Here is a 15,875-nt window from a genome sequence, read left to right as displayed (position 1 = left end):
TTTTACTGTGGTCCAATATACTCATCACTGCTGAAACCAAGGATCAGCATAAAGATCGGATTTAAGAAAAATAAACCAATCGTGAATCCTACGCCATGTCCAAACGCTTTTGCAAGCTTGTTTGCGGCGATGATATTGACGATGGTAGCAGCCAGTGCGCATAGGGAACCTACATAAGATAAAGCACCATCTGTTGCACCAAGTATTCCTCCAAGCAACGAGCAGACCAGTACGATCCAGAACATATTTGGATTCCAGGTGAATTTGTACTGGATGTAGCTATTGTAGATTGGAATCAGAGCTTTCCAGCCTGGTTCTCCGGCTTTCTCAAAAATTTTCCAATAAGCAATTGCCTGAAGAACGTACCAGCCAACAGCCAGAATGATAATGGTTCCAATGCTGGCAAAAAGTAAAGCAGCAAGACTATCCATAGCATATACCTTCCTTTCTCATTTGTATCCTGTTTGCGCAATGCGCGGGCAGTAACATACTGACAGTATAGATTGTGTTAAGAAAATAGTCAAGAAAGCAAGAATTATTTCTGAAAAATTACGGATTTTTACGATTCTATGACTTCTATTGACCCTGGAACGGTTCGAGGGTGTAAAGTCATGACTGTCAGATGACAAGAGCATCGAAAGGAGAAATACAATGAAAAAATATGCAAAAACACTTTTAATCCCGTGTGCAGCCGCAGCGCTGACCCTGGGAACAACCATGTTGTCTTTTGCGGCAACCGGCTGGCAGGAGGAAGACGGAACCTGGCGTTACTACGATAAGGATGGAGAGGCAGTTACCTCGGTCTTTAAGAAATCCGGAAATGATTTTTTCTGGCTGGATGAAGATGGCAACATGGCAACCAGTCAGCTGATCCAGGACGATGACGATTACTATTATGTGAACGAGAGCGGTGCCATGGTGAAAAACCAGTGGCGGGAACTGGAGAATGACGATCCGTCGGACGATGGTGAGTCCGATACGGTCTGGTATTACTTCGGGCCAAACGGCAAAGCTTATAAGAGCAAGGATGCCGGACGGGTGAATTTCAAGAGCATTGTCCGGGCGGATGGTGTTACAAAAAAGTATGCGTTTGATGAAGAAGGAAAAATGCTCTATGGCTGGATCGATGAGCAGGGCGAGCGCCAGACCGGAGATGATGCATGGCAGACGGGCGTTTATTATCTGGGAGCTTCCAATGATGGCGCTATGCGCAGCAGCCAGTGGGAACGCCTGGATGTGGTCGATGACAACCAGACAAGCGATGAGTTCCAGGACTGGTACTGGTTCTATTTCAATGCCAACGGCAAAAAGGCAGCCGATACCAAAAAGACCATCAATGGACACAAGTATTATTTTGAGGAATACGGCAATGCGCGTTTCAGCTGGTACGCAAGTGCAAGCAATGCAGCATCGGTAGCAACACCGAGCTTCTACAGCCCGATCGGGGACAGCTGGATGTCTGTTGGCTGGTTTAAGACAGTGCCAGGTGAGAACACGGATCCGGAAGGATATTCTGACGGAGAAGAGCGCTGGTACTATGCAGAAAAGGACGGTGACGTAGTCAAGAGCCGCATCAAGAAGATCAACGGTTCCTACTATGCATTTGATGAGTACGGAAAGATGTTAGAGGGACTCTACAAGTTGACGGTATCGGACAATGATATCCTGTCTTACAAGGAAGTGGAGAGCGAGAGTGATCTGCCGGAGGCAGGAGACGCTGAGGAACTTTATTATTTCGGCGGTTCTTCCAAGGATGGTGCCATGAAGACCGGAACCGTGGTACTGGATCTTGATGGAGAACGCCACACCTACAACTTCCGAAAGTCTGGCGATGGACGTGGACAGGGATACAATGGAATTGAGGATGGTGTCATCTACGAGAAGGGCAAACGGATCGAGGCCGATTCTGATGAAAAACTCAAAAAAGTAGAGTGGAATGATCCGGATGACGATTCCAAGTCTGGTACTTACTTGGTAAATACCAGCGGTAAGATCCAGAAAAAGAAGACGAATGTCAAAGATGGCGATGACATTTATTACTGCACCGACAGCAAGGGCATGGTAACCTATGAGGGAACCGAAAAGTACAGCGCGAAGTAGGAGGAAGACGGAATAAGAAGAATAAAATAAGAAGAATGAAGCACGGATAGAAAGAATTACCGTAAAAACCATCCCATAATGAATGAAAACTCTCTGTAAAAAAGGGACCTGTAAAAAGGTCTCTTTTTTTATTTGTATCTTAAAAAAGTGCATACATCCAATAAAAATGCACAACGACTTTCTAAAAGAAACATGTTACGATAAGTTTATCATAAAAAGAGTGGAGGTACTTTATGAAAAAATGGTGGAAGGAAGCGGTTGTCTATCAGATTTACACAAAGAGCTTCTATGATTCCAATGGGGATGGCATTGGAGATTTGCAGGGAATTATCCAGAAGCTAGATTATATTAAGAAGCTGGGGGCAACGGTCATCTGGCTGAATCCGATCTACAAATCACCGGATGTCGATAACGGTTATGATATCTCGGATTATCAGAGTATTGATGAGCGTTACGGCACCCTGGACGATTTTAAGGAGCTGTTGGAAAAGGCGCATGCGCGCGGCATCCGTCTGATCATGGACATGGTGCTGAACCATACATCCGATGAACACCGGTGGTTCCAGGAGTCAAAGAAATCAAAGGATAATCCTTACCGGGATTATTATATCTGGCGTCCGGCAAAGAACGGGAAAGAGCCGAACAACTGGGGCAATTATTTTTATGAGGGACGTGGTTCGGCCTGGGAGTTTGATGAAACCACCCAGGAATATTATCTCCATAATTACTCGAAAAAAATGCCGGATTTGAACTGGGACAACCCGAACATGAAAGAGGATATGTGCCGCATGATGCGCTGGTGGCTTGATCTGGGGGTCGATGGGTTCCGTATGGATGCGGTGAACCGCCTGGTAAAGCCGAAGGGGCTTCCGGATTCTCCGAATCCGCCGACACCACCGGTAGGAATCTATGGTTATGTGGTCGACCGGACCATGTGCGCAAACTGCCCGGGTATTCATGAACTGCTTCACGAACTGAACCAGGAAGTGTTCCAGAAATACGATATGATGGTTGTCGGGGAGACCGGAAACGTCGATGCTGCCATTGCGATCGATTACGTGAAAGAGGAACGGGAAGAAATCAATATGGTATTCCATTTTGAGATCGCAAAAAATCCGGTCTTAAAAACGGCGGTAGAGATTAAGGAAATTGAGCGCCGCTGGAATCACGTGGTTATGGAACAGAACGGATGGATCACCCAGTATCTCTCCAATCACGATACGCCGAGACAGGTTTCTTTCTTTGGAAACGACAAAGAGTACCGCTATGAGTCTGCCACGATGCTGGGACTGCTGATGCATACCCATCCTGGTACGGTTTATATCTACCAGGGAGAAGAAATCGGCATGACCAATGTGGATTTTCCGTCGATCGAATATTATAACGAAAAATATACCGTAGGAAAATATGAGACGATGGTAGAAAGCGGAGTGGATCCGGAAACAGCCCTCAATTCCCTGAAGCATACCAGCCGCGATAATGACCGGACCCCGATGCAGTGGGACGACAGCGACAATGGAGGATTTACAACAGGAACCCCGTGGATGCACAGCAATCCGAACTATGTTGATATTAATGTTGTGCGGGAAGAAGAACGGGAACATTCGGTTCTGCGTTTTTACCGGACACTGACTTCCTTAAGAAAAGAACATCCGGTTATGGTATATGGCGATTATCACCAGATGTTAGAGGACGATGAGGATCTGATCGTTTACTTAAGACAATATGAAAAGGAAACATGGCTTGTGATCTGTAATTTCTATGGGAATGAGCGCAGCATGCCGCAAAAGGTTCAGGAAATCCTGGATCAGGAACATGGGACACTGCTTCTTGGAAATTATGACGATGTGACAAATGAGACTGCAGAACAGATTCGTCCGTATGAAGCAAGAATTTATCAGTTATCATAAACAATCACCCAAAGGAGGAAAAACATGGCAAAACTGGATTCAAGATTTGCGTTGGGTCTGGATGGAAGCTGCTATCCGGACTGTGTCGTACAGGGAGAAAAATACCGCTTTACGGTTCTGACCTCCCGGATGCTGCGCATGGAATACGCGGAGGACGGAGTATTTGAGGACCGTCCGACCCAGGTGGTGTGGAACCGTAAATTCGATCATCCGCAGTTCCAGGTAAACGATCAGCCGGACTGTCTGGAAATCGATACGGAATTTTTCCATCTGGTTTATGACAAAAAAGAATTTGGTCCGAATCATCTTTACATTGATGTAAAATACAACTTTACAAACTACGGCGGCAGATGGTATTATGGCCGGACTGATTATGGAGATCCGCTCAGAGAGCATAATTTAAAGGGAACGACACGTACCCTGGACCGATGCGACGGGGAATGGTTTGTAGGAGCAAATATTCTGGAAAAAATGCGCACGAACGGTACCACAACCAACCGGGAGGATGGAGATGTGGATCTTGGCATGGGACTGTGCGATACCAGCGGACGCACCTTTTTTGAGGATGGAAAATCCCTGATCATCGATGAGGAAGGCTGGGTACATCCGCGGAAGAAAGGGTGCATTGATACCTATTTCTTCGGATATGGTCGGGATTATTTTGGGGCGATCCATGACTTTTACCAGTTATCCGGCGCAGCACCGCTTCTGCCGAAATATGTTCTTGGCAACTGGTGGAGCCGTTACTGGAAGTATACGGAAGAAAGCTATATGGCTCTTTTAACAAAATTTGAGGAGCTGGATATCCCGTTTTCCGTTGTCGTGATGGATATGGACTGGCATCTGGTTGACATTCCGGAAAAATACGGAAAAGGCTGGACCGGATATACCTGGAATAAGGATTTCTTCCCGGATCCAGAACGTTTCCTAAATTGGCTGCATGAGCACAACTACCGCATTACCTTAAACCTGCATCCGGCTGACGGCGTGCGGGCCTTTGAAGAGCAGTATCCGGAGATGGCAAAAGCCCTGGGGGTTGACCCGGATTCCGGATTCCCGGTACGTTTTGATTTTACCAACAAAGAATTTGTGGAGGCTTATTTTAAATATCTGCATCATCCGGAGGAGAAAAAAGGGGTTGATTTCTGGTGGATGGACTGGCAGCAGGGCAATGTTTCTGCCGTGGAGGGCATGGATCCGCTCTGGATGCTGAACCATTATCACCACTATGACTTAAGACGTAACGGAAAGAGAGCCGTTATGCTGTCCCGTTACAGCGGTCTTGGAAGCCACCGTTACCCGATGGGCTTTTCCGGCGATACCCATGTGACCTGGAATGCGCTCCAGTATCAGCCGTATTTTACAGCAACGGCAGCCAATGTCGGATATACCTGGTGGAGTCATGATATTGGCGGTCATATGAATGGAATCAAAGACAATGAGCTATATATCCGGTGGCTGCAGTTTGGTGTACTGTCTCCGATCAACCGTCTTCACAGCAATTCCAAGCCATTCTGCGGAAAAGAACCGTGGCGCTATCCGAAGCCGTACGATGAAATCGCGGCGGATGTCCTGCGGCTTCGCCACAGACTGATGCCGTACATTTACACGATGAATTATCAGTGTCATACGGATATGGTGCCGATTCTGGTTCCGGCTTACTATTACTATCCGATGGATCCGGACAGCTACCGTTACCGTAACGAATATTTCTTCGGAAGTGAGCTTCTGGTTCAGCCGATGGTGCATCCAACCGACAAAGAAACCGGATATACAACCGAGCCGACTTGGCTTCCGCCGGGAATCTGGACCGATGTCTATGAAGGTGCCGTATATCATGGCGGAGAACATGGCGGTTTAAGACAGATCAGCCGTCCAATCGAACAGCAGGGAATCCTGGCAAAAGCAGGCGCGATCATTCCGATGGCAGCACATACACAGGGAAGCAACAGCATCGAAAACCCGGAGACGCTGGAACTTTCTGTATTCCCTGGCGGAGACAATGAATATGAACTTTATGAGGATGCCGGAGATGGTTTTGCTTATGAACAGGGTCAGTATGTGAAAACGGCCATGAAACTGACCTGGACTCCAAAGAAGGCTTCTTTCACACTTCACCCGGCAGGTGATTTCACCGTTCTGCCAGAAGCGCGCCGCTATGTGCTGCATTTCCGCGGCTTCCGGAATCTCGCAGTCAGCCAGATAAACGCAAGCGAGGCGTTTGCAAAGCAGTACGATGAAAAGACCCGTACCCTGACCCTGACATTGGAAGGAACCGATGTGAAGCGCGATATTTCCGTGATGCTGGAAGGCGAACTGCTGCCGCAGGATGAAAATCTTTCCGAACGTGTATTTGAATTCCTGGACCGTGTGCAAGGCAGTGTTGTGCGAAAAGATGAAGTCATGAAATGCTTCCGTCAGGCATCTGGAAAAGAAGAGATCGCCAGTGGACTGATGGGCATGGATCTTCCAGAAAGCTGGAGAGCGGTGCTTATGGAAATGGTGATGCGCTAAAAATTAAAGTAAAATCCATTGTATGATCTTAAAAAAGTGCAGACAGAAATTTATTAATGCACAATAGATAAAAAATCGGGAAAAACAATTATTCCATCATACAAAAATACCAAATATAATAAAGACATCTTAAACATCTCGTGGAAAAGATGAGAAAACGAAGGAGGTATTTGTTTTATGAAAAAAGTTTTGGCCGTATCGATGGCAGCGCTGATGGCAGCGGTTTCCTTAGCAGGCTGTGGTGGTGGTTCCTCCACTACAGAGACAAAAGCAGCAGACACGACGGCTGCAGCAGCTGAATCCAAGACCGAAGAAACCACAGCAGGAGAAACAAAAGAACTTACCGGCGACCTGGCAGTGATGGTAAATAATGCATTTACCGGAATGGACGACCCGGCAATCATGCGGGCAGTAAAACAGTTCGAGGCAGACCATCCGGGTGTCACCATTACGATCGAAGGTTTATCTGGTAAAGAACTGGTCAGCAAATTTACCACATCCGCAATGGCAGGCTCTGGTCCGGACATTGTTGCATTGGACAATGCCGGCTGGCCGATCGACCTTGCAGCGATGGGACTGATCACACCGCTTGATGATCAGATCAAAGCGTCTGAGAACGATTATTTGCAGGGACCGCTGGAATCCGGACTGTATGAAGGCAGCTATTATTCTGTTCCATGGTATTTCAACAATACCGGATTATACTACAACAAGCGGATCCTGGAAGAGATCGGAAAGACCGAAGCACCGACCACCTGGGATGAACTGGAAGAGGATATCAAGCTTGCAACCGAGAAAGGTTATGCAGGTATCTCCACCAGACTGGATGGCTACGCAATCTTCAATGCATTTATGGAGAATGACAACCCGATCATCGATACCTCAGGTGAGACACCGGTTGTAACGGTAAACAATGAGTCTGGTAAGGAAGCATTCGACTTCTGGACAGGCCTTCACACCAAGTACAAAGCATTCCCGGAAGGCATGAAAGATGCTTCTGACTGGGCAACTGCTTACACCACATTCGTGTCCGATGACTGTCTGTTCTTTGTCTGCGGTGACTGGGCTTACAAGAACATCGCGACCGGCAACCCGGATATGCAGTTTGGTCTGGCTCCGATGCCGAAAGGAAAAGTAAACGCCGTATGTCTTGGCGGTTACAACCTGGCGATCAACGAGAACAGTGCAAACAAAGATCTGGCATGGGCCTTTGTTGAGTATTTGACCAGCAAAGAGTGCGATTATGTTTTAACCGAGCAGGGTCGTATCCCGGGCAGAACCGATGTGGATTACGCACCGATCATTGAGATGAATCCGGATTATCAGGTATTTATCGATGAGGCTGCTTATACCGTTCCGAGACCGCGTGTAAAGAATGCATCTTCTGTTGATGAGATGGTTTGCGACGCATTCAAGAAGGTATTTTTCGATCAGAGCACTGCTGAGGATGCACTGAATGAATTAGAGACCGAACTGAACGATTTCATTACAGAAAACTACTAATTTGGTTGTAAGGACCGCCAACGCCTTATAAGCAGGCGGGCGGTCCTTTTTTTACGGTTGACTTCTGAAAAAATCTGGAAAGAGAGGGCAGCATGAAGGCAAAAACAAAGAAAACAAAACTGCGTCTGAGGGAATATTCATTCCAGCAGAATATGCATGGTTATATGTTGATTGCCCCGGCAGTCATTGCAATTATCCTGTTAAGTATTTACCCGCTGCTGCAGGGTATCTGGATCAGCTTTTTGAACTATGACATGACGAAAGCAAACAGTGCAGCATTCGGTACGTTTACCGGATTAAAAAACTATCACGTCATTTTCAGCAATTCCAAATACCGGAATGCGGTAGCCAATTCGGTTGTGTGGACTCTGGTCAATATTGTCGCACAGCTGGCACTTGCCATGGTTGTGGCACTGGTTTTAAATGAAAAACTGAAAGGACGCGGCCTGTTCCGTACCATTGCTCTTTTGCCATGGGCAATCCCGGCAGCAATCAGTGCCCTGACATTCAGTGCCTTGTACGATACCAAGATCGGTATTTTTAATGTTATTTTGATCAAACTCGGTATCCTGAAAGAGGGATTTTCCTTCCTTGGAAATGTGCAGACAGCGATGCCGGCGGTTATCCTGGCCAACGTCTGGAAAAGCACCCCGTTTTTGATGATCTTTATCCTGGCAGCCTTGCAGGGCGTGTCCTACGACATGTATGAGAGTGCTGCAATTGATGGCGCAGGAAAGCTGAAACGCTTCTTATACATCACCCTGCCGAATATCAAAGAGCCCATGGCCGTAGCGGTAATCCTGAATGTGATTTCTATATTCAACAACTTCAATGCAATCTGGCTGCTGACCAAGGGTGGTCCGCTTGACAGCACCGAGATCATGTACACTTATGCATACCGGCAGGCATTCGTGGATCACAAATTCGGTTATGCAGCAGCAACATCGGTGGTCATTTTTATCGTCATTGCAATTCTTACCGTAATCTATGTAAAGATGATCGCGTCAGACCGGAAAGAGTAAGGAGGAGACAGGATGAAGAGGACAAAACTGGAACTGGCAGTGCTGTATATCCTTTCGATTATCATAGCATTGTGTGCGGCTTTGCCGTTTGTATGGGTACTTCTGACCGCATTAAAATCACCGGAACAGATCTTTAATGCAAGCCAGATCATCCCGACTTATATCACATTTGACAACTTCAAACAGGTATTATTTCACTCAAATTTTGCACGTTATTTCTTAAACAGTGCCGCGATTTCCATTGCAGTTACCCTGATTTCCATGATATTTGCAGTCATGGCAGCGTATGGATTTTGCCGTTATCACATCATGGGATCTGAGCGGATCAAGATGGGAATCTTGTTCACCAAGATGTTTCCGGGCGTGTTGCTTTCCATTCCTTACTATGTTATCATGAAAAAAATGGGCCTGATCGATACACATCTTGGCCTGGTTATTATTAACTGTTCGTTTGTTTTGCCGTTTGCAGTATGGAATATGTGCACCTTCTTTGCACAGATGCCATGGGAGATCGAGGAGGCTGCGCTGGTAGACGGATGCAACCGTTTCCAGGCATTTACCAGAGTCATTTTCCCCCTTGCAAAGCCAGGTATTTCTGCAACAACACTGTACTGTTTTTTGATGTCCTGGGATGAATTTATGTATGCAAATACGTTTATCAATACCGCAGTCAAGAAGACCGTACAGGTCGGAATCCGCGACTATATCGGAGAGTATTCTACCGAATGGGGACCGCTGATGGCGGCTGTTATTTTGAGCCTGATTCCGGTAATCGTATTCTTTGTATTTGTCCAGGATAACTTGGTTGGAGGACTTTCTGCAGGAGCAGTAAAAGGTTAATCGTTTCCCCGCGGCAAAAGAAAAACAGCACAGAAAAGGGGATCAAGTTTGAGGAAAAAGCAGCAGGCACCAAGCATAAAATTCAGTCTGATCATCAGCATTATCGCAGGGGTTTTATTACCGTTATTTGCAGCACTTCTGGTATTGTGTGTGATGATGCAGCGGACCATTTCTTCCAACATTGCAGAATCTTATCAGATGATGTTTGACCAGAATATCCGGGAAATTGACATGGCGATTCTCCAGTCGAACTATGTCAGCAGTGCAATGATCACTTACACGGAAAATAATGGTCTTCTGCGGGAATACTATCAGGCTGGCAATGCCTATGAACGGAGCGTGGCTGCTAAAAAGATCCGGGATATGATCTTAAACCGTAATGTCATAAACCTGGCGAGCTTTGGCGGTGAGATGATCCTTTTGATGAACGATGGTCTTCTGATCAGCTCGGAAAAAGCAGTGGAAACGGGATTGTCGCTGGAGGGGCAGGCGTGGCTGAAAAAGGTGCGGGAAGAAAAATCCAATCCTTACTGGGACACCGCAATCAGTGCTTTATTTGACCAGTTGAATCCAGATAATTACGTGACATACGGAAGAGAGTTAACCCGTTATGGTCAGAAAGTTTACGGATATGCCCTGATCGCACTTCCGAAAAAACTGTTTTTTCAGTCCCCGGATGATATCCGTTATCAGAAGGGAAGGCTGTTCATGTTTTCTTCGGATGAGCGTCTTTTAACCGGTGCATGCGAACACTATTCCGAAGAAAGACTGGCTGAAATTTTGCAGCAGTGGAAAGCAAATGACCAGAAAAACGGAAACTATGATGACTGTTACGTGCTTGGCAAACGTCTCTCTTCCTGCAGCAATGTAGTCCTTTATGTGGGAAACCGGCATGCGATCTTTGAGCGGAGTGAACAGATCTTTTATTATCTCTGGATCTTTATGGCTGTGATCACGGCGCTTTCCGTTGCCATTACCTGGTGCATTTCCCAGTATATCACAAAGCCAATTCTGCTTCTGGCCGGAAAAATCCAGCAGATTGAACAGATTGACACAAAGGAACTGGTACTGGAAAAGAATCATTTCCAGGAGACACTGGAACTGGAACATGGAATGCTGCGTGCAAAGGAGCGAATCCGGATTTTACTGGAAGAAGTTCGGCATGAAGCGAAAATGAAAGAAAAAGCCCGGTTTGATGCATTAAAGGCACAGATCAAACCGCACTTTCTGTTTAATACGCTGAATGCGATTCACTGGAAAGCTTCGATCAATGGAGATCAGGAGGTTGCAGAAGTTTTATCCAATCTGGGTGTGCTTCTGAGTGAAACTTATAAAAATGATAATGAACTTGAGACCATAGACAATGCGATCTATATCCTGGAAGCTTATGTCAAGATCATGGAGGTCCGGTTTGGCAATAAGGTGGAATTTTTCTGTGTGAATTCGGATGAACTTGGAGAATACCTGATTCCAAGATTCTGTCTTCAGCCGCTTGTGGAAAACTCCTTTATCCATGGCATGAGTCACACGGAAAACGGACTTATTGTTTTAAGGGGAGAACAGAATGGAAACGATATTGAGCTTACCCTGATCGATAACGGAGAAGGTCTGCATGGAAAAGAATTGGATCTCTCAAAAGAAAGTGAGGACAATAAACGCGGAATTACGGGAATCGGATTATCCAATATCCATAAGCGGATCCAGACACTTTATGGTCCGGATTATGGACTGAACATCGATACAACCGTGGAAATCGGGTTTAAAATATCGCTGCGGATTCCGGCGATGAAACGGGAGGCAAAAGCAGATGAAAGCGCTGATAGTAGAAGATGAATTACTTGCAAGGTTGGGAATGCGCTCTCTGATTGACTGGGAGTCTTTGGGAATTACATTGTTAGAAGACGCAAGTGACGGGGCGGAAGCATTAAAGAAAATGGAAAAGGAACAGCCGGATCTAATCCTGCTGGATCTGAACATTCCGGAGATCAACGGACTGGAACTTCTGCAGATGATCCGGCAGAGAAATCTGCCGTGCAAAGTGATCGTAGTCAGCTGTTATGAGGATTTTGATACGGTAAAAAAAGCGATGAAACTCGGAGCTGCAGACTATATCCGGAAGTTTGGATTATCGAAAGAAGAATTGTTATCTTCTTTAAAAAATGTGATGGAAATGCCGGCAGAAGTCCCTTCTTATCTGCAGCAGTCAGCGGTGCAGAGCAGCATGAAAATGCGGAAAAAACTGCAGCAGATTCCAGAAGAATTTCTTTCCGGATATGTTTTAAGCTTCTATATGCTTTGGAAATATTCGGAAGAAATCACGGACATGAAAATCGTAGAAACGGTTGCCTGTCAGTATTATCAGAAGCTTGGAAGAACCCTGATGAGTGCTTTTTATGAAGGGAAACTGCTCATTCTTTTGAAAGAAGAAACAACGCTGGAAGAGGTGGAAAAACTTCGGAAACTGATCTTTCAGTTTGTCACAAACCGCTGTTACATCAGTATCACACCGTATCATTTCAAGGAGCAGGATGACCAGTTTTTTATCCATGTGGCAAATGCCATTGAGGTATATGGTTTCTACGAATGTGGTCCCAAAACCGTATTCATGGAGAAACCGCTGGAGATCAACAAAACTTTTCCTTTTGATGTGGGAAGTTACATGGAACAGCTGGAGCATGGAATTGCAAAGATTTCGGAAACAGATATCAAAAATACGCTGCAAAAGCTGTTCGATGAGATTTCCGGGAATCCGTATTTGTCTGTGAACCTGGTAAAAAAACTGATGATTGAAATCCTGAGCCGGTTTTCCAAAAAGGCCGGACTTCTGGGCGGGTCGATTGAGGAGATTGAAGTCCAGGAAAGCTACAAGCACTATCAGAAAATTGTAAATATGACCAGCTTTCAGGGACTTCAGAACTGGTGGATGGATTTTATCCCCAAATTTACCGGTCAGTTTTTTACAAGACAGAAAAAATCGGAATCCGATATCATTCAGAGTGCACTGAATTATATCGAAGAGAATCTGGATAAGCCGATTCAGTTATCCGATGCGGCAAGACTGATCGGAGTATCGGAGCCGTATTTAAGCTCATTCTTTAAAAGTTCCATGAATGAGAATTTTATTCCATATGTGAACCGGCAGAAAATGAAACGGGCAAAAGAACTGCTGGCGGACGGAAAACTGGTTTACCAGGTGTCAGATATTCTGGGATATGAAAATACAACCTATTTTTCCAAAGTATTTAAACGGGTCGAGGGTATGACACCGGAGCAGTACCGGAAAAATCTGTATGAAAGAAATGGGGGCGGGAATGAATGAACGATGTTGCATTTGAATGGAGCATCCCCTATGTGCCAGGAAGAAAACAAAAATGTTTTAAAGTTCTCCTGATTGTAGAAACGATCGTTTTTTTATTCAACGGCCTGTTTCTTATAAGGGCACTTCTGGTAGTCAGTGCTGCGCTGGCTGTGATCAGTTTTCTGCTGATTCAGAGCTGGAAAATAGAATATGAATTTGAGTATGTAAATGGAAGTATGACAATTTCCAAAATCATACGAAAAGAAAACCGCAGAGAGTTATATCAGGTTTCTGTAAGTGAAGTGGAATCTTTTGTAAAAGGCAGACAGCCGGCTGGCAGCCGCCGGGTGCGCGATTATACATCAAACCGTCCGGATGCTTCTGTTTTTACATTAAACACGAAAAACGATGCGATTTATCTGGAGCCGAATGAAGCATTTTTAAATGAGATGCATTACAGAAGGCTGTGGAATGAGAAGTAAAATAATGGTAGAAAGAAGGATGGGCATATGGCTAACGTACAGTTAAAAAACGTATTCAAGAGATATCCGAACGGATTTGAGGCAGTAAAAGATTTCAATCTGGAAATTGAAGATCAGGAATTTGTAATTTTTGTCGGACCATCTGGCTGTGGAAAATCCACGACGCTGCGTATGATTGCCGGTCTGGAGGAAATTTCGGATGGCGAATTGTATATCGACGGACAGCTGATGAACGAAAAACAGCCAAAAGACCGCGATATTGCCATGGTATTCCAGAGCTATGCATTGTATCCGCATATGACAGTTTATGATAACATGGCATTTTCCCTGAAAATGCATAAGGTTCCGAAAGATGAAATCGATAAGGCAGTAAGGGAAGCTGCGAAAATCCTGGATCTGGAACCGCTTCTGGAACGTAAGCCAAAGGCTCTGTCTGGTGGTCAGCGTCAGCGTGTGGCGATGGGACGCGCCATTGTCCGCAAGCCAAAGGTATTTTTGATGGACGAGCCGCTTTCCAACCTGGATGCAAAACTGCGCGGACAGATGCGTGTGGAAATTTCCAAGCTGCACCAGCGCCTGGGAGCAACCATTATCTACGTAACCCACGACCAGACCGAGGCCATGACCCTGGGTACCCGGATCGTTGTTATGAAAGACGGTGTGATCCAGCAGGTAGACAGCCCGCAGAACTTATACAGCTGCCCATGCAATAAGTTTGTTGCCGGTTTTATCGGTTCCCCGCAGATGAATATGATAGAAGCACAGGCGGTTGAAGAGGGGAATACCGTGATCCTGGAGTTTGGCGGCATCCGGGTTCCGTTAAACGAAAAAAAATCGAAAGCACTGCGAGACGGCGGATACATTGGAAAGAAAGTCATCATGGGAATCCGTCCGGAGCATATTTATGGGGGAGAAACAGAAAAAGAGAAAGCAGACCTGGTACATTTTGATGTGGATGTCAAGGTATATGAGATGCTTGGAGCAAATGCGCTGATCTATTTCGATGTGGACCAGACCGGATGGGTTGCATCCTTAGATACTTCCATTCCGTTAAAGAGCGGGGATCAGGTCCGGCTTGGACTGGATGCTGAGATGGTTCACGTGTTTGACTGTGATACAGAAAAAACCATTACAAACTAAAAAAGAAAAGCGGACGTGCCGGTTGGTGCGTCCGCTTTTGAATTTTCGTACGGCTGAAAAAGCCTTTCGCAGCAGTTTTTCAGCCTTTCGTTTTTAACAACCCGATACTGCAAGAAAAAGCTGCATGTAATAGCATTGCTCTTGTCCGCGTATTCCCTGTATAAGAAAGGTGGAAAACAGCTGATTTTGGCAGTTCAGACCATTCTTTTGCGCATGTGCGATCATATCCTTTATCACCTGGACGGGCGGAATGCGGTCCTGCGAAGTGCAGAATGCAGACAGATACTGTCTGGACGGATTTGTACAGGGAATGTCGGTGGGAATCGGGTAATCAGCATATTCTGCCATATCTTTATGGAGCAGGAGAGAGGAACGCTGATAATTGAGACACAGGGCATCCTTTTGTGCTGCATGCCGGGAAACTGTCAAGGGCGTTTCTGACGATGTTGTCTGGAGCTGAAATTCATCAAACAGATACATCGTGTCCAACCCGTTGTATTCCCTTGCATACTGGAACCATTGTTCCAGACCATCCTGAAAGGTCAGGTTGGACTCGATCAGATAGGAATCCGGAATAGAGCAAAGAAAAATCTGCCCCGCATATTTCTGCATGTTTTCACAGTCATTTTTAGTGAGTTTTAAGCGGGCAATTTTGCGTTTGTGTTCCAGGATCGCTTCCTCTTCTTCTTCCAGACGATGGTCGATGATCCGGTTTAACTGTTCATTTGAATCGGCAGAATCCTCTGCGTTCCATAGTGAAGCAAGATCATCCAGGCCGATATCCATTTTTCTCTGGTAAAGGATACCGAGAAGCCTGGAAAGATCTGTTTCTGTATAATAACGGTAACCATTTTCTGCTTTTTGTGCAGTGATCAGTCCGCGTTTTTCATAATGGCGGATGGTGTCGCGGCTCATGCCCATAAGGCTTGCCACATCTCCAATCCGGTATTTTCGTTGATTCATGCTGCTTGACCTCCTGGCAAGATGGTATCAGGAGAACGAAGAAAAATCAACCGGTGTAATAAAATCGTAAAAATGTGTAAAAATAAATCAAAAGATACCGGAC

12 protein-coding genes are annotated in these 15,875 nt (G+C 45.7%); 10 read left to right on the top strand and 2 right to left on the bottom strand.

Features of this window, described 5'->3' with window-relative positions:
• Positions 1-2: 2 nt before the first annotated feature.
• Positions 3-431 (bottom strand): DUF5684 domain-containing protein, encoded by a 429-nt coding sequence (locus tag DWZ40_RS04235; RefSeq protein WP_118541092.1) that lies wholly within the window; start codon positions 429-431, stop codon positions 3-5.
• Between the two features lie 220 nt (positions 432-651).
• On the opposite strand from DWZ40_RS04235, the gene DWZ40_RS04230 reads away from it, so the two are divergent.
• The 10 genes from DWZ40_RS04230 (at position 652) to ugpC (ending at position 14,809) form a co-directional block, all read left to right on the top strand.
• On the top strand, positions 652-2,100 hold the full coding sequence (locus DWZ40_RS04230) for a cell wall-binding protein (protein ID WP_118541090.1): 1,449 nt from the start codon (positions 652-654) through the stop codon (positions 2,098-2,100).
• A gap of 233 nt (positions 2,101-2,333) precedes the next feature.
• A complete protein-coding gene (locus tag DWZ40_RS04225; RefSeq protein ID WP_118541088.1) occupies positions 2,334-4,010 on the top strand; it encodes an alpha-glucosidase in 1,677 nt (558 codons plus the stop codon).
• A gap of 24 nt (positions 4,011-4,034) precedes the next feature.
• Positions 4,035-6,524 (top strand): glycoside hydrolase family 31 protein, encoded by a 2,490-nt coding sequence (locus tag DWZ40_RS04220; protein WP_118541086.1) that lies wholly within the window; start codon positions 4,035-4,037, stop codon positions 6,522-6,524.
• 177 nt (positions 6,525-6,701) lie between these two features.
• Positions 6,702-8,027, top strand: coding sequence for an extracellular solute-binding protein (locus DWZ40_RS04215; protein WP_118541084.1), 1,326 nt, complete (start codon positions 6,702-6,704; stop codon positions 8,025-8,027).
• Positions 8,028-8,119: 92 nt separating this feature from the next.
• Complete coding sequence (locus tag DWZ40_RS04210) at positions 8,120-9,049, top strand: sugar ABC transporter permease (RefSeq protein ID WP_118541082.1); 930 nt, start codon at positions 8,120-8,122, stop codon at positions 9,047-9,049.
• A gap of 12 nt (positions 9,050-9,061) precedes the next feature.
• A complete protein-coding gene (locus tag DWZ40_RS04205; protein WP_118541080.1) occupies positions 9,062-9,889 on the top strand; it encodes a carbohydrate ABC transporter permease in 828 nt (275 codons plus the stop codon).
• 48 nt (positions 9,890-9,937) lie between these two features.
• Entirely contained in the window at positions 9,938-11,722 is a 1,785-nt protein-coding gene (locus DWZ40_RS04200; RefSeq protein ID WP_118541078.1) for a histidine kinase, read from the top strand.
• Positions 11,697-13,208: a response regulator gene (locus tag DWZ40_RS04195; protein ID WP_118541076.1), complete on the top strand. Its 1,512-nt coding sequence runs from the start codon at positions 11,697-11,699 to the stop codon at positions 13,206-13,208. The genes DWZ40_RS04200 and DWZ40_RS04195 overlap by 26 nt, the downstream gene beginning before the upstream one ends.
• The gene (locus DWZ40_RS04190) at positions 13,205-13,669 is read left to right on the top strand and encodes a DUF6106 family protein (RefSeq protein ID WP_118541074.1); all 465 of its coding nucleotides are present in this window, start codon (positions 13,205-13,207) and stop codon (positions 13,667-13,669) included. The genes DWZ40_RS04195 and DWZ40_RS04190 overlap by 4 nt, the downstream gene beginning before the upstream one ends.
• 27 nt (positions 13,670-13,696) lie before the next feature.
• Entirely contained in the window at positions 13,697-14,809 is a 1,113-nt protein-coding gene (ugpC, locus tag DWZ40_RS04185) for a sn-glycerol-3-phosphate ABC transporter ATP-binding protein UgpC (protein ID WP_118541072.1), read from the top strand.
• 93 nt (positions 14,810-14,902) lie between these two features.
• Here the strand turns inward: ugpC and DWZ40_RS04180 are convergent, their stop codons facing one another.
• Positions 14,903-15,772: a MerR family transcriptional regulator gene (locus tag DWZ40_RS04180; protein WP_118541071.1), complete on the bottom strand. Its 870-nt coding sequence runs from the start codon at positions 15,770-15,772 to the stop codon at positions 14,903-14,905.
• Positions 15,773-15,875 lie beyond the last annotated feature (103 nt).

It is taken from the genome of Clostridium sp. AF32-12BH (assembly GCF_003477935.1).
Classification (GTDB): domain Bacteria; phylum Bacillota; class Clostridia; order Lachnospirales; family Lachnospiraceae; genus Brotaphodocola.
The sequence above is the reverse complement of the archived record's forward strand: the minus strand, read 5'-3'. Positions and strand labels throughout refer to the sequence as shown.

What these genes read in the sequence shown, in the direction of transcription:
- DWZ40_RS04235 (WP_118541092.1), bottom strand. Translation starts at nt 431, where the DNA reads ATGGATAGTCTTGCTGCTTTACTTTTTGCCAGCATTGGAACCATTATC.
- DWZ40_RS04230 (WP_118541090.1), top strand. Translation starts at nt 652, where the DNA reads ATGAAAAAATATGCAAAAACACTTTTAATCCCGTGTGCAGCCGCAGCG.
- DWZ40_RS04225 (WP_118541088.1), top strand. Translation starts at nt 2,334, where the DNA reads ATGAAAAAATGGTGGAAGGAAGCGGTTGTCTATCAGATTTACACAAAG.
- DWZ40_RS04220 (WP_118541086.1), top strand. Translation starts at nt 4,035, where the DNA reads ATGGCAAAACTGGATTCAAGATTTGCGTTGGGTCTGGATGGAAGCTGC.
- DWZ40_RS04215 (WP_118541084.1), top strand. Translation starts at nt 6,702, where the DNA reads ATGAAAAAAGTTTTGGCCGTATCGATGGCAGCGCTGATGGCAGCGGTT.
- DWZ40_RS04210 (WP_118541082.1), top strand. Translation starts at nt 8,120, where the DNA reads ATGAAGGCAAAAACAAAGAAAACAAAACTGCGTCTGAGGGAATATTCA.
- DWZ40_RS04205 (WP_118541080.1), top strand. Translation starts at nt 9,062, where the DNA reads ATGAAGAGGACAAAACTGGAACTGGCAGTGCTGTATATCCTTTCGATT.
- DWZ40_RS04195 (WP_118541076.1), top strand. Translation starts at nt 11,697, where the DNA reads ATGAAAGCGCTGATAGTAGAAGATGAATTACTTGCAAGGTTGGGAATG.
- DWZ40_RS04190 (WP_118541074.1), top strand. Translation starts at nt 13,205, where the DNA reads ATGAACGATGTTGCATTTGAATGGAGCATCCCCTATGTGCCAGGAAGA.
- ugpC (WP_118541072.1), top strand. Translation starts at nt 13,697, where the DNA reads ATGGCTAACGTACAGTTAAAAAACGTATTCAAGAGATATCCGAACGGA.
- DWZ40_RS04180 (WP_118541071.1), bottom strand. Translation starts at nt 15,772, where the DNA reads ATGAATCAACGAAAATACCGGATTGGAGATGTGGCAAGCCTTATGGGC.